Origin of the sequence: Sphingomonas sp. QA11 (assembly GCF_028473665.1) — a bacterium.
Lineage (GTDB): Bacteria > Pseudomonadota > Alphaproteobacteria > Sphingomonadales > Sphingomonadaceae > Sphingomonas > Sphingomonas phytovorans.
This window is the reverse complement of record NZ_CP098774.1, coordinates 4,383,740-4,398,671: the sequence shown is the minus strand read 5'-3', so window position 1 is coordinate 4,398,671 and position 14,932 is coordinate 4,383,740. Positions and strand designations below refer to the sequence as shown.

Genomic DNA, 14,932 nt, shown 5'->3' with positions numbered 1-14,932 from the left:
CGCCCTCGTTCCGGTCGTTCGCCGCTTCCTCCAGAATGCCCGGAAGCTGCCGTTCGTTCATATGGTCGAGATGGCCGTGTGAACGACCGCCATTGGGCCAAAGTAGTCGTTCGCAGGTAGGCGTCGAAAGGGCGGCCTTTAGATGAGACCGGACTCTCTGAAGGGCAGCGAACAGCGGCGGGGAATGGGAAAAGCTGACCGACACGATAAATCCTAGTTCGAAGCAGAAATCTCAAATTGCCGCCGGTGAAGTAGTTTATGGGCAGATTGCCGTATGGTTAAGTATGACCGAAGATATCTTTGTCCAATGCATCTCGAAAATTCCCACCGAGCTCGGTAAGCTCGATATGTATGCTGCAACCAGCCGCTACATATTGATCTTCAGTTTGAGAGTTTGCAAAAACCTGCAGCAAGGATACTAGATTATTTTGGAAACCATCTATTTTGTTACCAAAAATCTTTTCCAGCATAGCTCTTTTGAGGCCCATCTCCGTGGTCAAATCCCTAACGGATGACGCGTCTTTACTGGCGTTATATCCCAATCTTGTGACAGACTTGGCACCTGGGCCATACTTATGCATAGCTTGAAGGGAAGACATTAGCGTATTATTTAGCTCACCTAAATCACTTTGAGCTTTTCTATGGGCAATCTGATCCCGCATCTGCTCAGCAAGAGATGCAGAATTTTCTGCATTTTCCGCCTCGGACTTAGCGCTTTGAGCCTGCCTCCAAGCAAAAAAACCGGCTATGATTGAGACGATCGTGCCGACCCAAGTGGCTCCATCGGTCCACGACACTATTCTGCTCCTAGAACAGCTGCGATCTGAGCGCGGGACGGTTCAAACCTGTCTTCGATCAGGTTCCAGCGCTCAAGCATGGCCCGATAAGTATCAAGCATAGGCATGTGACTGTTGAAGCTAGGGAATTTTCCTTCCTTGAGTTCGTCAAACCTGTCCAGATCCATTATAAAATACCGGACGTAAGCCATAAGCTGGCCTTCGTTGTTCCCGTCAAATCCAAGGAATTTTGCTAGGCGATGCCCGCGTAAAGCGTCTCCCTCATCCAGCTTTTGCAGCGCGAAGGTAATGGCGCGGTACATGTCCAAGATATTGAGAACCTCGCGACACTCTTCCGCACTCATATCATCGCTAAGGGTTTCGGTCAGCCACTCATAATGAAGGGAGTATCCATCTTCCAGTGCCGTGCGTTTGCGTGCAAAATCAATCGCCTCGTCGGGGTATAGGGCTTCCAGAATTCTAAGCTGATAGATGTACCCCAGCCGCTCTTTCTTCGTTAGTTCCATTGCTACCCCAACCGCTTCTGTAAGTTTCTTGGGCTTAGCCTCAACCCGGGAACGATGCAGCAAATTAATGAGCGTGCCTTCGTCGATTCTCAGCGACGCTGCTTGGGGCGAAGCCGCCCTTCGAAGGCCCGGCGACGAAGGTCGGCTTCCGGGAGAAGCGGACGTTCAACGGAGCTAATTTGAACGGCCGGCTCTGGGGCGAAACCTGCAGCATCGCGGCTGCGAAGCCAATGTCGGTCAACGCGTTCACTCGGCGGTCAATTACGGCCGTGGAGGCGAACAATGGGACACTCATATTATGACCCTGCCGCGCAGGGCCGACCCGCGTGGAACGCGGGCAAGGCCGTCGGCGCCAAGAGACCGCTGACGCAGAAGCAAATCTGGGCCGTTCGCTTCTTCCTGGATAGCGAAGGCCGCGTTCGTGACAAGGCGCTGTTCGACCTGGCGATCGACAGCAAGCTGCGCGGCTGCGACTTGGTGAAAATCAAGATTGGCGATCTCGTATCTGGAGTCGACATCAGGACCAGGGCGATCGTCATCCAACAGAAGACCAGAAAACCCGTGCAGTTCGAGCTGACGGCTGATGTCAGAGCGAGCTTGCTCGCTTGGCTCGAACGTCGCAGCGGCAGGGGCCACGACTATGCTTTTCCGAGCCGAGTCGACAGTGTGGGCCACCTCAGCACGCGCCAATACGCTCGACTTGTCGATGAGTGGGTTGAGGCAGTCGGACTTCGCCGTGCCGAAAATGGCACGCATTCGCTACGGCGCACGAAGGCATCGATGATCTACAAGGCCACCGGCAACCTTCGCGCGATCCAGATTCTGCTAGGTCACACGAAGATTGAGAACACTGTCCGATATCTCGGCGTCGACATTGAGGATGCTCTCACCCTTGCTAAACGAACGGAGATCTAAGGCTGGGGCGGTCCATCCGCGCTCAAGATGGGCCGCTCCGACGCCGGACGGCTATGCGCCCCATTCTCGGTCGTTCAGCGATCGCGCGCCGTCCCCGAAAACCTGCCATCCGTTCACCCGATTCTAAACGGCAGGCCGAACGGCCAACATCGAGGACTTTGCTGCCCGTCTTTGAGTGGGAATAGGATCGGAATCCGGCATTCACGGTGGCTATACGCGTTGGCGACCTGAAGCCGCTGCTATTTCGGGCGAGTTGCACTCCAGCCCGGCGTCTACAGGTGGGTAGCTATCGGCCTCGCAGCCGGAGCGGGGGCAGCTTCGCTGCTGGCAGCGCAACCCGAAGCCGAACCGCGACGGTCGGGGCGATCTGGCGGATGTCGATCGTGCCCAGGTCTCGGCCCGCAGCGATTCCCGGGCCAGCCGCGAAGAAGGCGGAGTGCATGTCCGGGCGCAGCGTCCGCGTCGAGAAGGCGCCGTGCGCGCCGCCCTTGAAAGGCGTTCGCAGCGGTCCGGCAAGCGCGGTGCCCATTCGATAGCCAGGGCGGAAGGCGACGACGAAATCGACGGGCGGCAGGCCCAGCCCTGCGATCGCCGCGCGGTCATGGATGCCCTCGATACCGTTCGCGGGATCGGCGGCGAGCGTGTCCAGCAGTGCCTTGACCTGCCGCACCATCGCATGGTCGCGCGGATCTCTGACCACGATCATTGCCATCGCCCCCACATACCAGGCGGTCGCCCGCCAGCTGGTCACTACGGGCTTGGGGCCGCTGCTTAACGTCAGCAGGCCGGCATCGGCAAAGGCGGTGTTGAGATGCACCTGCGTCGAGGCGGGGGCGAAGCCATGGTCGGATACGATCAGGATGGCCGCGTCGGGATAGGCCTTGCGCTCCGCTTCGATCAGCGTGCCGATCGCACCGTCGATCCGCTCCAGCGCCGCATTCGCCTCTGCGCTGAACGGGCCAGTCTCATGCGCGCGGTGGTCGAGCGAGACGAAATGCACTGTCAGCAGCTGTGGACGATGATCCCGGATCATCACCGCGGCGCTGCGCGCGATGCCCGCCTCGTCTTCATCGGCCCCAGAGGTGATGTTGAAGTCGATATCGGCAGCCTTGTCGGTCACTGGCCAGAAGATGCTGCCGGTCGTCAGCCCGGCCGTCTTCGCCGCGCCCCACAACGTCTGGGCCTTGATCTGCGCATAGAGACGGTAGGTCCCCGGCGATTGCTCCAGCGGCGTGAAGGGGCGGTTGTTGTAGATGCCGTGTTCGAGCGGGAGCACCCCGGTGACCAGGCTGGTATGGTTGGGGTTGGTCACCGTCGGGTTCGCGTTGATCACTTCCCGCGCATAGCTTCCCTTCGCGAGGAAGCTGCGCAGCACCGGGATCTTCAGTCCGTGTGCATCCGCCTGCAGCACTGCGTCGGGCATCAGTCCGTCGATCGAGATCATCAACACGGGCTGGCGCGCCGCGGGAGCCGCGACCTCCTGGGCAGCCGCCGGAACGGACGGGGCAAGCAGTACCGACAACAGCAATGGGAATGGCGATTTCATGCCCGGCTCCGGAGGTCAGACAAGGGGATGCCCCGCCGCGCGGCGGGGCAGGGATCAGAAGCTATGGTCGAATTTCAGGCGGAACTGGCGTCCGCGCGGATTGGCGGTGCCGACGACAAAGCCTTCGTCCTCGTCCGCTACCGGTGGCCAGCTGTCGAAGATATTGTTCACGCCAAGCGTGATCCGCGTGTCCTTGTCAGGCAGGGTATAGGTGATGTTGAGGTTGTGCAGCACTGTGGGCTTCACGCGCATATAGAAGCGCTTGATGCCGTTATCGTTGAACACCATGATGCTCTTCGGCCTGCCCAGCGCTTCGTAGATCGCTTCGGTGGTCGAGGCCGAACTGTCGGCATAGGCGCAGTAATAGCTGGTGAACCAGCCGGCGGCCCAGGGGCCGCTCTTCCAGTTGACCGTCAGATTGCCCTTCCACTTGGCGCGCTTGTCCTTGCCGAGCCCGTCGCTAACGATGCCGTCATCGGCCAGTTCTTCCTCGCGCTTCAGGTTGCGGGTGCCTTCCACGCGGACGCTGAACCGGCCGATGCCGAAATCGGGCACATGATATTGCAGGGCGAAATCGATGCCGGCGAGCTTGCGTGAGCCCAGGTTGATGTAGTCGTTGATCATGCTCGTGATCTCGCCGACCGCGGCGCGCTTGGTCGCGTTGGTCGGCTGGGCGGCGTTATAGGCAGCGAAGGTGGCGATATCGGCGGCAGTGGGCGCGCGGCGGGTCACGCGGCTGTTGCCGACATAGTTCCCGGTGCCCGAGCCGAGATCGATCTGATCGATCGACTTGCCCGCCTCCAACGCCGCTTGGGTGGCGAGATCGAGCGCCAGCTCGTCCGCCGCCAGCACCTGGTCGTTGCCCAGCGCAGTGATCGCGTCGCGCTGATGGAGGCTCCAGTAATCGGCGGTGAGCGAGAGGCCTGAGATGCCCGGCACGTCGAGCATGAAGCCCGCGCTCCAGTTCTTCGAGCGCTCAGGGTTGAGCAGGTCGTTGCCCTGACGGAAGGTGCGACGCGGGCCGCTATTATCCACCGCCGCCTTGGTCACGTCGTAGCGATAAGGGTCGGCGGTGTAGTTCACCCGCAATAGCGGCGTGGTGTTGGTCTGGGCCAGATTCGGCGCGCGGAAGGACTCGTTGTACGAGCCGCGCAGCTTGAGCCAGGGCGTCGGACCCCAGAGCACGCTGAACTTCGGCGTGGTGCTCTCGCCATGGATCGAGAAGCGCTCATGGCGCACGGCGGCACCGAGCTCGAACTGCTGGAACAGGAAGAAGCGATTGGCGCGCGTCACCAGCGGCAACGCGATTTCTGCATAAGCGGACTGGACGTTCTGGCTCGCATGCACATCTGCATTGGGGCTCATTGCGATGAAGTCGTTGTCGTCGTCGCGCAGATAGGGGAAATAGGCGCCCGATCCTGCCGGGTTCAGGCCCGCATAGGGGGCCTTCCACGCATCATATTTCTCCCAGCGCGCCTCGAAGCCCGTCGCGAACGCGATGCGTCCGCCGCCGCCGGGCAGCTGCCAGAGTTCGCCGGTGAGCCTGCCGTCCCAGGTGATCAGCTGGGTCTTACCGTAACGATTATCGGTATCGTACATCGGGTCGGTGACGGAGGCCGGGTTCACATAGGCCTGGTCGACCACCACCTGGTTGCCGACCACCTTGAAGGTGACCGGGAAGGGATTGTAGGCGGTCGCATCGGTGCGATTGAGCGCCATGCGCAGCAGCGATTCCCGGTAGATGTTCTGCTCGGTCTCGTGGCTATAGGCGCCCGATATCAGCAGGCCGCTCTCCCAGTTCCAGCCATTGCCGAGCCGGCCGCGTGCGCCGCCGAGCGCGCGATAGAAGCTCGAATTGACCTGGATGTAGCGATCGCGGGTGCCCGCAGGGATCAGGCCCGAGACGATGGTGACGTCGGCGGGGGTGCCCAGGATGCGCGGCGTGCCGTCGGCATTCGGGCGGCCCTGCGGGTCGTAGAAGCGCACGCCGAACGGATTGTAGGGGTTCGAGGCCGGGATGTAGAGGCCGGGCTCGTTGACGTTCTGCATATTGGCTTCTTCGCGCTGGCTGTTCGCGCGCGAACCCGAATAGACGACGTCCCCGAAGAGCGTGACGCTGTCGCTCAGCTCGTGCTCGGCGAACACCGCCAGGTTGGCGCGCTTCAGCGCGGGCAGAATCGCGCGATGGATCAGGCGGTTGTCGTAATAATCGTCCTCGGCGGTGCCCAGGTTGCGCGAAGGCGTGGTCTGCTTGAAGCCGACCGAGCCATTGGCGGTGGGATAGAGGAAGAAGGTGCCGTCAGTCGCGACGGTGGCGACTCCGTTGGCCGGCGTGGCCGAGGTCGAGATCCCGCGATTGCCGTCGGGCCGGCCGCCGTTGAAGGTCAGATAGTCGGACTGGATGAAGCCGCGGCGATACTGTCCGTAGTGGTTGATCGTGCTGCCGTTATCGAGGTCGTTGTCGAGCGCGAAGGCCGCGCCCGTCGCTGGGTTGATCACCGGCAGGCCATTCCAGGGCGCCGGCAGCTCACGGGTGCGCCGGAGGTCGGACTGCGAACCCCATTCGCGCTGGGCGAAGGTCAGCAGGTTGCGCTCGAAATAGTCGGCGGCCACGCCCACCGAGGTATGGCCGAACTTGAAGGTCTTGGCGCCGGTGATGCGAAATTCCTCAGCTCCGCCATGCTGAGTGACCGAAGAGTTGAGCGCGATCTTGCCGCGCTCCTTGTCGAGCCGGAAGATGTTGTTGACCACGCCGGCTGCGGCGTCGGCGCCGTAGATCGCGGACGCACCGTCGCGGAGCACTTCGACGCGCGAGAGCAGGGCTGTCGGGATCACATTGGCGTTGGGTGAGAGCGAGGGAACGCCCTGGTCGGTTCCCGAAAGCGGGTGCGGTGCCATACGGCGACCGTTGATCAGCAGCAGCGTGCTGCCGGCGCCGATGCCGCGCAGGTCGATCGAGGAAACGTCGCCGCGCGCGCCCTGCGAGGCGATCGTGCCTTCGTTGATCTCCGGCGGGGCGGCGGCTGCGATCGTCTCGTACAGGTCGGCGCCGGTCGATCCGCCGCGCAGGTCGAAGTCGGCCTGGTCGATCACCGTCACCGGCAGCGCACCTTCCCCTTCGGCGCGGCGCAGGTTGGAACCGGTGACGACGATCTCGTCGCGCCCGGCGGCGCTCTCCTGCTCGGTCGACACCGTGGCGTTCGAAGCGGTCTGCGCGCGCGCTGCGCCGGCCGTGAGCACGGCAAGGATCGCGGTGCCGCACAGGATTGCGTTACGAGACTTCATTCTATCCCCCTGAATCTCTGGACACGTGAATTCGACCAGGGAGCCGGCTGCCCGGCATCCGGTAGCTAGGACGCATTGCGTCTTGGCGACTCTGGTCTCGTTGCTGTCGAGAGACCGGATAGGAAGCCCGCATGACGCTATTGTTGTGGGATGCGCCGTGTTCTATCGATAAATCGAACGATAATTTCGATGGATCAGCCGATGACGCTCAACCAGCTTCGCAGCTTCATTGCCGTGGCGCGCTACAATGGCTTCACCGCGGCCGCGCGCGCGCTCAAGACCAGCCAGACGACGATCACCTCGCAGATCCAGACGCTCGAGGAAGAGCATGGCGTGCGCCTGTTCGAGCGGCGGGGCCGGCGCATCGAGCTGACCCAGGTGGGTGAGAAACTGCTCCAGATCGCGCGGCAGATGGTTGGCCTCGAAGATGATGCCGCGATGATGCTGAAGGACAGCGCGGACCTGCGGAGCGGCTCGCTGAAGATAGGCGCGGTCAGCCCGTTCCAGGTCATCGAGATGATCGAGGCGTTCAATGCCAGCTATCCCGACGTCTATCTCTCCACCGCGCTCGGCAATTCCGAAGCGGTGTTGAGCGAACTAAGCAGCTATGGCTGCGATGTCGGGGTGCTCGCCCGCGATACCGATGACGACCGCTATTATGTCCAGCATTATGCCAGCTATCCGATAACCGCCTTCGTTCGGCGCGATCACCGTCTGGCGGCGCTCAAGAGCATCGAGCTGGCTGATCTCGCGAAAGAGAAATTGCTGATGCGCGAGCGCGGCTCGACGACGCGTCGCGCGCTGGAAGAGGGCATGGCGGCGATCGGCGCGACGGCCAGGGTCTCGATGGAGATCGGCAGTCGGGAGGCCATTCGCGAGGCCGTGATCCGCGGGCTGGGGATTGGGACGGTCTCCGAATCCGAATATGTTCCCGACGCGCAGCTGCACCTGCTGCCGATCGCTGGCGCACCGGTGCTGACCCATATCTATGTCTGCTGCCTGCGCGAGCGTCGACGCAGCCGGATGATCGCCGCCTTCTTCGAGGCCCTGCGCCAGACCAAGGCCCGCAAGGCTAGTGCGCGGAGCAACTAGTGTTTTTATGTAACGGAATTTTCGTTTGAAGGATCGATACGACGCGGTTCTTTAGATGGCATCACTGTCATCAACCCCCGCTAGAAACCGGCCGTCTTTCCCGGTTTCAAGCGGATTTCCATGACCTTGCCTTTCACGCTTTCCCAAGACGCGCGCGCGTTTCGCGGCCCGGTATCGGCCGCCATCTTCGACTGGGCCGGGACCGTCCTCGACTTTGGCTGCATCGCGCCGGTGGCGGCGTTCCGCGAAGCCTTTGCGCTGGCCGGCGTGGAGATCAGCGAAGCCGAGGCGCGGCTTCCGATGGGTGCCGCTAAGCGCGAGCATGTCCAGCTGATCCTTGCCCAGCCGGGCGTGCAGGCGCGCTGGCAGGCGGCGAAGGGCCAGGCTTCGGGCGAGCCCGATGTCGATGACCTTTACCGCGCGTTCCTGGGGATCGATGCGGTCAATTGCGCGAAATACAGTGCGATGATCCCGGGCGCGCTAGAGACGATCGCGGCGCTTCGGGCACGCGGCATCGCGATCGGCAGCACCACCGGCTATCCGCGCAGTGTCATGGATGGGCTGGCGCCGCTCGCCGCTGCGCAGGGCTATGTCCCGGATTGCTGCGTCACCGTGAGCGATGTGGAGCGGGGGCGGCCCTGGCCCGACATGCCGCTCGCCAATGTGCTGGCGCTGGGCGTCGCCGATGTGCGGAGTTGCGTGGTGGTGGACGATAGCCCGACCGGTCTCGCATCCGGCCGCGCCGCAGGCACGTGGGCGATCGGGGTCGTCGCCAGCGGCAATGAAGTGGGGCTGACGCTCGAGGCATGGCTGGCGCTGGGCGCCGATGCCCGGGATCGGCTGCGCGAGCCGGCGCGGGCAAAGCTGGAAGCGGCGGGCGCCCATTATGTCATCGATACGGTGGCCGACCTGCTGCCGGTGATCGATGTGATCGACGCCCGGCTGCGCTCGGGGGAAAGGCCGTGAGCGGCTGGGCCTACCACAATCCGGTGCGGCTGCATTTCGGTAGCGGCGTTTTCGATGCGCTGGCCGACGCGATTGGCGGTCGGACGTTCATCCTCGTCACCCATCCCGATGCTCCGCTGCAGCCTTGGCGTGCGCGGCTGGCCGAACTGGCGGGCGAGCCGCTGCTGGCGATCGACAATGTCGAGCCCAACCCGTCGCTCGCCATGCTCCGGCGCATCTGCACCCAGGTTGGCGCGGCCACCCATGAGCCGGAACTGATCGTCGCGCTGGGTGGCGGATCGGTGATGGACACCGCCAAGTTCCTGGCGGCCGGTCGCGGCCGCTATGCCCCGGTGGTCCAGTACATGGAAACCGGGGAGCGCCTCGCCCGTCGCGCCCTGCCGATCGTCGCAATCCCGACCACCTCCGGCACCGGCAGCGACCTGACCAAATGGGCGACGGTCTGGGACCCCGAGCGCAAGCGCAAGCTCTCGCTCAATCGCGACGATCTCTATGCCGAGGCCGTCTTCGTCGATCCCCGGATCACCGAGAGCCTGCCGTGGCCGGTCACGCTGGCCAGTGGCCTCGATGCGTTGTCGCATGCGCTGGAGAGCATCTGGAACCGGCATGCTACGCCGGTCACCCGCAGCTTCGCCGTTGCGGCGGTGCGCGATATCATGGCCGGGCTGCGCCGCCTCCACGAGGATCCACGTGACGGCACCGCACGCGAGAAGATGGCGCTAGGCGCCACTCTCGCCGGCCTGGCCTTTTCGAACACCCAGACGGCGCTCGCGCACAACATCTCCTATCCGATCACGCTCGAGCATGGCGTGCCGCATGGCATCGCCTGCTCCTTCTGCCTGCCGGAAGTGATGATTGCCGCGATCGGCGCAGATGCGGCGTGCGATGCCGCGCTCGCCGAGCTGTTCGACGATCTGGACCAGGCGCCCGCGCGGCTCCGGCATTTCCTGGCTGGCCTCGGTGTCGCGGCGGGGCCGGAGACATTGGGTATCGGGCCGGACGAATGGCACGAGATCGTGGATGCGGCTTTTGCGGGACCGCGCGGGCGCAACTTCGTCGGCGCGCGAAGCCGCTTTCCCCTTCCCACCGTCGCGGAGGCTTAACATGACGCGGGCAGATGAGGCTGCGATGACCATGCAATCCGCAGTGCAGACCGACGCGCTCGAACGCCTCGATCACATGCCGTGGACGCGTTTCCATACCGTGCTGACCGTTGCACTCGGCGTGGGCTGGGCGCTGGATTCATTCGAGACGAACATCATCGGCAGCACCTTCGGCGTGCTGAAGACCCAGTGGGGCTTGTCGGCGTCGCAGGGCTCGATCGCGGTGAGCATCTGGGTGGTCGGCATGCTGATCGGCGCGGTCGGCTTCGGCTATCTGGCCGACCGGTTCGGGCGCAAGCGGCTCTTCCTCGGCACGCTGCTATGGTACGCCTTGTTCGCAACCGGCACCGCCTTCTCCTGGAACTACGAGTCGTTCCTGTTCTTCCGTTTTATGACGGCACTGGCCGTAGGCGGCGAATATTCGGCGGTTACCGCCACCATGGGCGAGTTCTTCCCCAAGGCGCATCGCGGCCGCACCGATGCCCTGATCCTTTCCGGCTTCCCGGTCGGCGCGATGGCCTCGGCGGGGGCTTCCTGGTTGCTGTTCAGCTGGTTCCCGCCGGAGATCGGCTGGCGCATCGGCTTCGGCCTGGGCGCGGTGCTGGCCCTGTTCTTCCTCTGGGTCCGCCGGGCGATCCCGGAGTCTCCGCGCTGGCTGCTGCAGAAGGGGCGGGTGGCCGAAGTCGAAGCGATCGTGGCCTCGATCGCGGCCACGGCAACCGGTTCTGCTGCCTCGGAGCGGGCCGCGCGCCGATTTGCGCCGGCTTCCTTCGTCGCCGCTACACCCTCCTTCCTGCGCAATATCGGGGAACTGGCGACGCGTTATCGCAGTCGCTGCGGCCTGGCGAGCGCGCTCAACTTCTCGCAGGCCGCCATAGTCTACGGCGCGCTCGCGCTGATGGCGCTGGTGATCCTTCCCGAAATGAAGGTGCCCGCCGCCGATCTGCCGCTCTATTATTTCTGGGGTAATGCTGCCGCGCTGCTCGGCGGCATGATGGGGGCCTATGCAGTCGAGGCGCTGGGGCGGCGCAATTCGCTGCTCGCGAGTTACAGCCTCACCGTCCTTGCCGTACTGCCACTTTATGCGCTCACCAGCCTGCCGGGCATGGTTTTCAGCTACTGCCTGATGCAGTTTGGCGTGACGTGGGCCTATATCACCGCCTATGTGATTGCAGCGGAGATCCTGCCGACCCGCCTGCGCGCGACCGGGCTCGGTGTCTCCGTTGCGATCGGCCGGGTAGGGGCGATGCTGGCGCCGCTGATGCTCACCTATGCCTACCAGACCAGCGGAGCGCCATCGTCCGCGCTTCTCGTGCTCATCGTGCTGGCCCTGCCTGGTCCGATCGCCGCGCTACTCTGGTGGCTCTGGGGCGAAGAAACCCGGAACGTGTCGCTCGAGCAGGGTAGCGCGAACCCGCCGGATCAGCGTATCCCGCGAACCCGTCCGGTCCGGTTTCCGCTGTTTTCGGCTTAGGGGCGGGCCGTTTTGTGCTGGGCTGCAGACTTCATTCGAAGGTTGTTACCATTGTCGCTGAGACGATCGGGAAGGGGCAGTTTTCCGTACCAAACCCTCGACGCGAAGGGCTAGGAATATTCTTGGCATCCCGGTGCATTCTCGATCCGGATGGCAGGTTTCAGGATACAAGAGCCGGTGGTCGGAACGGCTGGGATTGAGTCGCGAGCGCCGGTAGCGCTCAATCCGGAATTCAAAGACATTACCGCGATGCTCTCCGCGGCCAATCATGGCCGAGGAGAATGATCATGGGATATTCGAAATACGATCCCGCAATGCAGGCGCGACCGGCATGGAATGCAGGCAAGATGGTCGGCACCAAACGACCTTTGACACAGAAGCAGATCTGGGCAGTTCGCTTCTTCCTAGAACGCGAGGGGCGGCTTCGCGATAGAGCGTTGTTTGACCTCGCGATCGACAGCAAGCTGCGCGGTTGCGATCTGGTGAAGGTCAAGATCGACGACGTCGTCTCGGGCGCAGAAATTAGAACCCGCGCGATAGTCGTCCAGCAAAAGACCGGTCGGCCAGTGCAATTTGAACTAACCGCTGATGTGCGGGCGAGCCTCCTATCATGGCTGGAACGCCGAGGAGGCACGATTGGTGACTACGTCTTCCCAAGCCGGGTTGATCACGCTGGTCATCTAAGCACAAGGCAGTACGCCCGGCTGGTCGATGAATGGGTGACCGCAATCGGTTTGAGGCGCGCCGAGTATGGCACGCATTCGATGCGCCGAACCAAGGCCTCGATGATTTACAAGGCTACAGGCAATCTCCGTGCGATCCAGATATTGCTCGGCCATACCAAAATCGAGAACACTGTCAGATATCTCGGTGTCGATATCGAAGATGCCCTGACCCTGGCAGAGCGAACTGAAATATGAGGTGGAGCGGCCTTTCCGCATGCGGAAAGGCCCGCTCTCAAGCGGGGCGGCTACGCGCCCCAGAATCGGTCATAGCGCGGCGTCCGCCATGATCCCGAAAGTTGCCGCCCAATAATAGCCATTCAGTAACCCGATGGATGACCAGGCTTTGGGACAAAGCGGTCGTTCTCTTGCAACAGGTCGAATGACAGCTTTTGCCAGAAGCTAATGTTCATCGTTTACCCGAACAGCGTCGCATAGCGACAGAAGCTGGGCCGAATGCTGACTGGCAGATCTATGAGGCATCTGAAGCGAAAGCTGACGTCGGTCTGGCTCACTGCCGGTGTTTCCCGCTCCGGATTTAGCCGAAGCAGGAGACACCAAAATATCCTGCTAATCCTATGCTTTAGACGCGATCAAAACCGATACCATCTAGGCCTACGGTACCCCCGGTAGTATAGACGGTTACAGTGCCGTCCATGTCGATGACGACATCTCCGCCAACGGTAGTAAAGGCCCGGCGCTTGAACGGCCGGAAGCCCATCGGCAAGGTAAAGGCTGCCGTACCGGACGGGCCGCCGGTAATGAAGCCGCGAAGCTGTACGGCACCGGTATTGCCCTGCAGGCGATATGCGGCATCCACCGAAATGCCGCCCACATTCGACCAGCTATTCAGGAACATGGTTGTCGTCCCGGCCATCACTGCATTCGCCAGGGGATGCCAAGGGGTAGATTCTCCGTAGAAGATGTTCTGCTGAAGCGGGGCACCCGGAGTGAAACCAGTGTCCACTGCCTGCGTCCCATCGCTCGGCTTTACGCCCTCGAGTACGATGCTGGTGGTGTCGCTCAATGAAACCGTACCGAAGCTTTCCGGAAAGATCATGCCGTTCGGGGCGATACGTGCGGTGACTTCATTCCCGATGTCGAAAAGTGAGCCCCATCGCGGACTGGGAGCCGCCGAAATATAGGCGTGCAGAGTGGCGGCATTGAACGCCGACCGTGCTGCAACAACGACGATATCGACCGTCGGAGGAGCGCCCTCCACGTAGAGTCGCCCGAAAGTCATCGCCAAGGCACGTCGCTGGAATACGCCTCCGGAGAAGTTCTCAATGGTCACGTCAAAGCTGCTGTTCACGGAAGCTCGATCACCTGTCGCGCCAACCACAAGGCCGAACGGCCTGTTGTAATGAGAGTTGGTGCTCAGGCCTTCCGAGATCAGGCCGCCGTCGAGCGCAGACATGAAGGGCATCAGATATGCGTTTGGGATGATCTGTCCGAGCGACGGGTCCTTCCGGGTTGCATAGACGTCGAAGCTGTTGGCGTTTGCATCCTCCCAGCAGGCCACGCCGTAATAATGGGTGAGCGTATGTACGACATAGCTTCCTCCAGTTGAAAAATTGACCAGGAGCCCGCACCCAACATTGTCGATAGCGACATTCTCGACGATCGAGCCGGGGCAACCGTGCATACGGATGCCACCATAAGGCACTACGCGACGATCGCCGTTCTCGTCGAATTCCAGCGACGTGATGACCAGGTTGCGCACGCAGCAATTAATTGTGAAGTCGTTCTGCGCACCCCCGGTCACCATGACATTGTATGGCACCGATTGCTGGGCCACCTGCGTCTTGGGCTCGATGATCCACTGAAACGGATCGCTGAATTTTGCCACCAGCGCCGAGGAGTTGGCATTCCCCGCGTTGAACGGATAACGAGCTGGAGCACACCCTTCCAGCGTCACATGGCTCGGGATTTTCAACCCCTGACTGATCAGATAGCGCCCGGATACCTTGGGCAGGATCACGGTACTGCCGCCGCTATTTCCCACGGCGTCGAGTGCTGCCTGAATGGCGGGATAATCGTCGGTAATCCCGTCTCCCACCGCGCCGAAATCCAGCACGCTAACAGCGCTTGTCATCAATATTCTCCTCATTCCCAACCATTGGGAACATAGTGAGAACATTCAAAATCCTACATTTCAACGGTGGAATCGAAAATCGTATTGAAGGGCTTGGCTTGGGGGGCAAATGGCGGCTTCCAGGAAACCGTGTGAAACGTTCAAACTGGTAGGTTTTAGGGCTCCTTCCCGACAGTCCGCCGCAGAGCGTTCCATCGGCAGCTTCTGTCATGAGCAGACGATCATGTTAGCCGATCTCAGAGACCGCGTCTGGTCGCGAGCCGCCTCTGCGGCGTCGCCATCGGGTATGGCAGCTATCCCACGTGCCCTATCCAGAACCGGACTGGCAACTGCCGGCCCATATGCCGCCAATAAGCCGGGTGCCCCCAAATACGTACTCCTTGTCACCAGCGAGAGCCTGACGCTTTGATCGATATCCAGCGAGTCTTGAT

At 62.1% G+C, this 14,932-nt stretch carries 11 protein-coding genes; 6 read left to right on the top strand and 5 right to left on the bottom strand.

The features are described from left to right. Positions 1 to 278 precede the first annotated feature (278 nt). A complete protein-coding gene (locus tag NDN01_RS20220; protein ID WP_272623638.1) occupies positions 279 to 797 on the bottom strand; it encodes a hypothetical protein in 519 nt (172 codons plus the stop codon). Further along, positions 797 to 1,303, bottom strand: coding sequence for a YfbU family protein (locus NDN01_RS20215; RefSeq protein ID WP_272623637.1), 507 nt, complete (start codon positions 1,301 to 1,303; stop codon positions 797 to 799). The genes NDN01_RS20220 and NDN01_RS20215 overlap by 1 nt, the downstream gene beginning before the upstream one ends. Before the next feature lie 282 nt (positions 1,304 to 1,585). Between NDN01_RS20215 and NDN01_RS20210 the strand changes: the two genes are divergently transcribed. Next, positions 1,586 to 2,218 carry a tyrosine-type recombinase/integrase gene (locus tag NDN01_RS20210; protein ID WP_272623636.1) on the top strand — a complete coding sequence of 211 codons (633 nt, stop codon included), beginning with the start codon at positions 1,586 to 1,588 and terminating at the stop codon, positions 2,216 to 2,218. Between the two features lie 286 nt (positions 2,219 to 2,504). On the opposite strand, the gene NDN01_RS20205 is transcribed toward NDN01_RS20210, so the two are convergent. Both NDN01_RS20205 and NDN01_RS20200 read right to left on the bottom strand, forming a co-directional pair. Then, positions 2,505 to 3,764, bottom strand: a complete 1,260-nt coding sequence (locus NDN01_RS20205; RefSeq protein ID WP_272623635.1) for an alkaline phosphatase family protein — start codon at positions 3,762 to 3,764, stop codon at positions 2,505 to 2,507. Positions 3,765 to 3,818: 54 nt separating this feature from the next. Next, positions 3,819 to 7,049 (bottom strand): TonB-dependent receptor domain-containing protein, encoded by a 3,231-nt coding sequence (locus tag NDN01_RS20200; protein ID WP_272623634.1) that lies wholly within the window; start codon positions 7,047 to 7,049, stop codon positions 3,819 to 3,821. Positions 7,050 to 7,238: 189 nt separating this feature from the next. On the opposite strand from NDN01_RS20200, the gene NDN01_RS20195 reads away from it, so the two are divergent. From NDN01_RS20195 to NDN01_RS20175, 5 genes are all read left to right on the top strand, one after another. Continuing rightward, positions 7,239 to 8,141, top strand: a complete 903-nt coding sequence (locus NDN01_RS20195) for a LysR substrate-binding domain-containing protein (protein WP_272623633.1) — start codon at positions 7,239 to 7,241, stop codon at positions 8,139 to 8,141. 120 nt (positions 8,142 to 8,261) lie between these two features. Beyond that, the gene (phnX, locus tag NDN01_RS20190; protein ID WP_272623632.1) at positions 8,262 to 9,107 is read left to right on the top strand and encodes a phosphonoacetaldehyde hydrolase; all 846 of its coding nucleotides are present in this window, start codon (positions 8,262 to 8,264) and stop codon (positions 9,105 to 9,107) included. Continuing rightward, positions 9,104 to 10,210 carry an iron-containing alcohol dehydrogenase PsrA gene (gene psrA, locus NDN01_RS20185; RefSeq protein ID WP_272623631.1) on the top strand — a complete coding sequence of 369 codons (1,107 nt, stop codon included), beginning with the start codon at positions 9,104 to 9,106 and terminating at the stop codon, positions 10,208 to 10,210. The genes phnX and psrA overlap by 4 nt, the downstream gene beginning before the upstream one ends. Position 10,211: 1 nt before the next feature. Beyond that, a complete protein-coding gene (locus NDN01_RS20180; RefSeq protein WP_272623630.1) occupies positions 10,212 to 11,684 on the top strand; it encodes an MFS transporter in 1,473 nt (490 codons plus the stop codon). A 287-nt stretch (positions 11,685 to 11,971) separates the two neighbouring features. Then, a complete protein-coding gene (locus NDN01_RS20175; protein WP_272623629.1) occupies positions 11,972 to 12,604 on the top strand; it encodes a tyrosine-type recombinase/integrase in 633 nt (210 codons plus the stop codon). 385 nt (positions 12,605 to 12,989) lie between these two features. Here NDN01_RS20175 and NDN01_RS20170 read toward each other — a convergent pair whose 3' ends face one another. After that, positions 12,990 to 14,501 carry a glycosyl hydrolase family 28-related protein gene (locus NDN01_RS20170; RefSeq protein ID WP_272623628.1) on the bottom strand — a complete coding sequence of 504 codons (1,512 nt, stop codon included), beginning with the start codon at positions 14,499 to 14,501 and terminating at the stop codon, positions 12,990 to 12,992. Between the last annotated feature and the right edge of the window lie 431 nt (positions 14,502 to 14,932).

Bases quoted from the DNA above. Each gene is read 5' to 3' on its own strand.
- NDN01_RS20180 (WP_272623630.1), top strand. From the start codon at position 10,212: ATGACGCGGGCAGATGAGGCTGCGATGACCATGCAATCCGCAGTGCAG.
- NDN01_RS20200 (WP_272623634.1), bottom strand. From the start codon at position 7,049: ATGAAGTCTCGTAACGCAATCCTGTGCGGCACCGCGATCCTTGCCGTG.
- NDN01_RS20195 (WP_272623633.1), top strand. From the start codon at position 7,239: ATGGATCAGCCGATGACGCTCAACCAGCTTCGCAGCTTCATTGCCGTG.
- NDN01_RS20210 (WP_272623636.1), top strand. From the start codon at position 1,586: ATGGGACACTCATATTATGACCCTGCCGCGCAGGGCCGACCCGCGTGG.
- NDN01_RS20215 (WP_272623637.1), bottom strand. From the start codon at position 1,303: ATGGAACTAACGAAGAAAGAGCGGCTGGGGTACATCTATCAGCTTAGA.
- NDN01_RS20175 (WP_272623629.1), top strand. From the start codon at position 11,972: ATGGGATATTCGAAATACGATCCCGCAATGCAGGCGCGACCGGCATGG.
- NDN01_RS20205 (WP_272623635.1), bottom strand. From the start codon at position 3,764: ATGAAATCGCCATTCCCATTGCTGTTGTCGGTACTGCTTGCCCCGTCC.
- phnX (WP_272623632.1), top strand. From the start codon at position 8,262: ATGACCTTGCCTTTCACGCTTTCCCAAGACGCGCGCGCGTTTCGCGGC.
- NDN01_RS20170 (WP_272623628.1), bottom strand. From the start codon at position 14,501: ATGACAAGCGCTGTTAGCGTGCTGGATTTCGGCGCGGTGGGAGACGGG.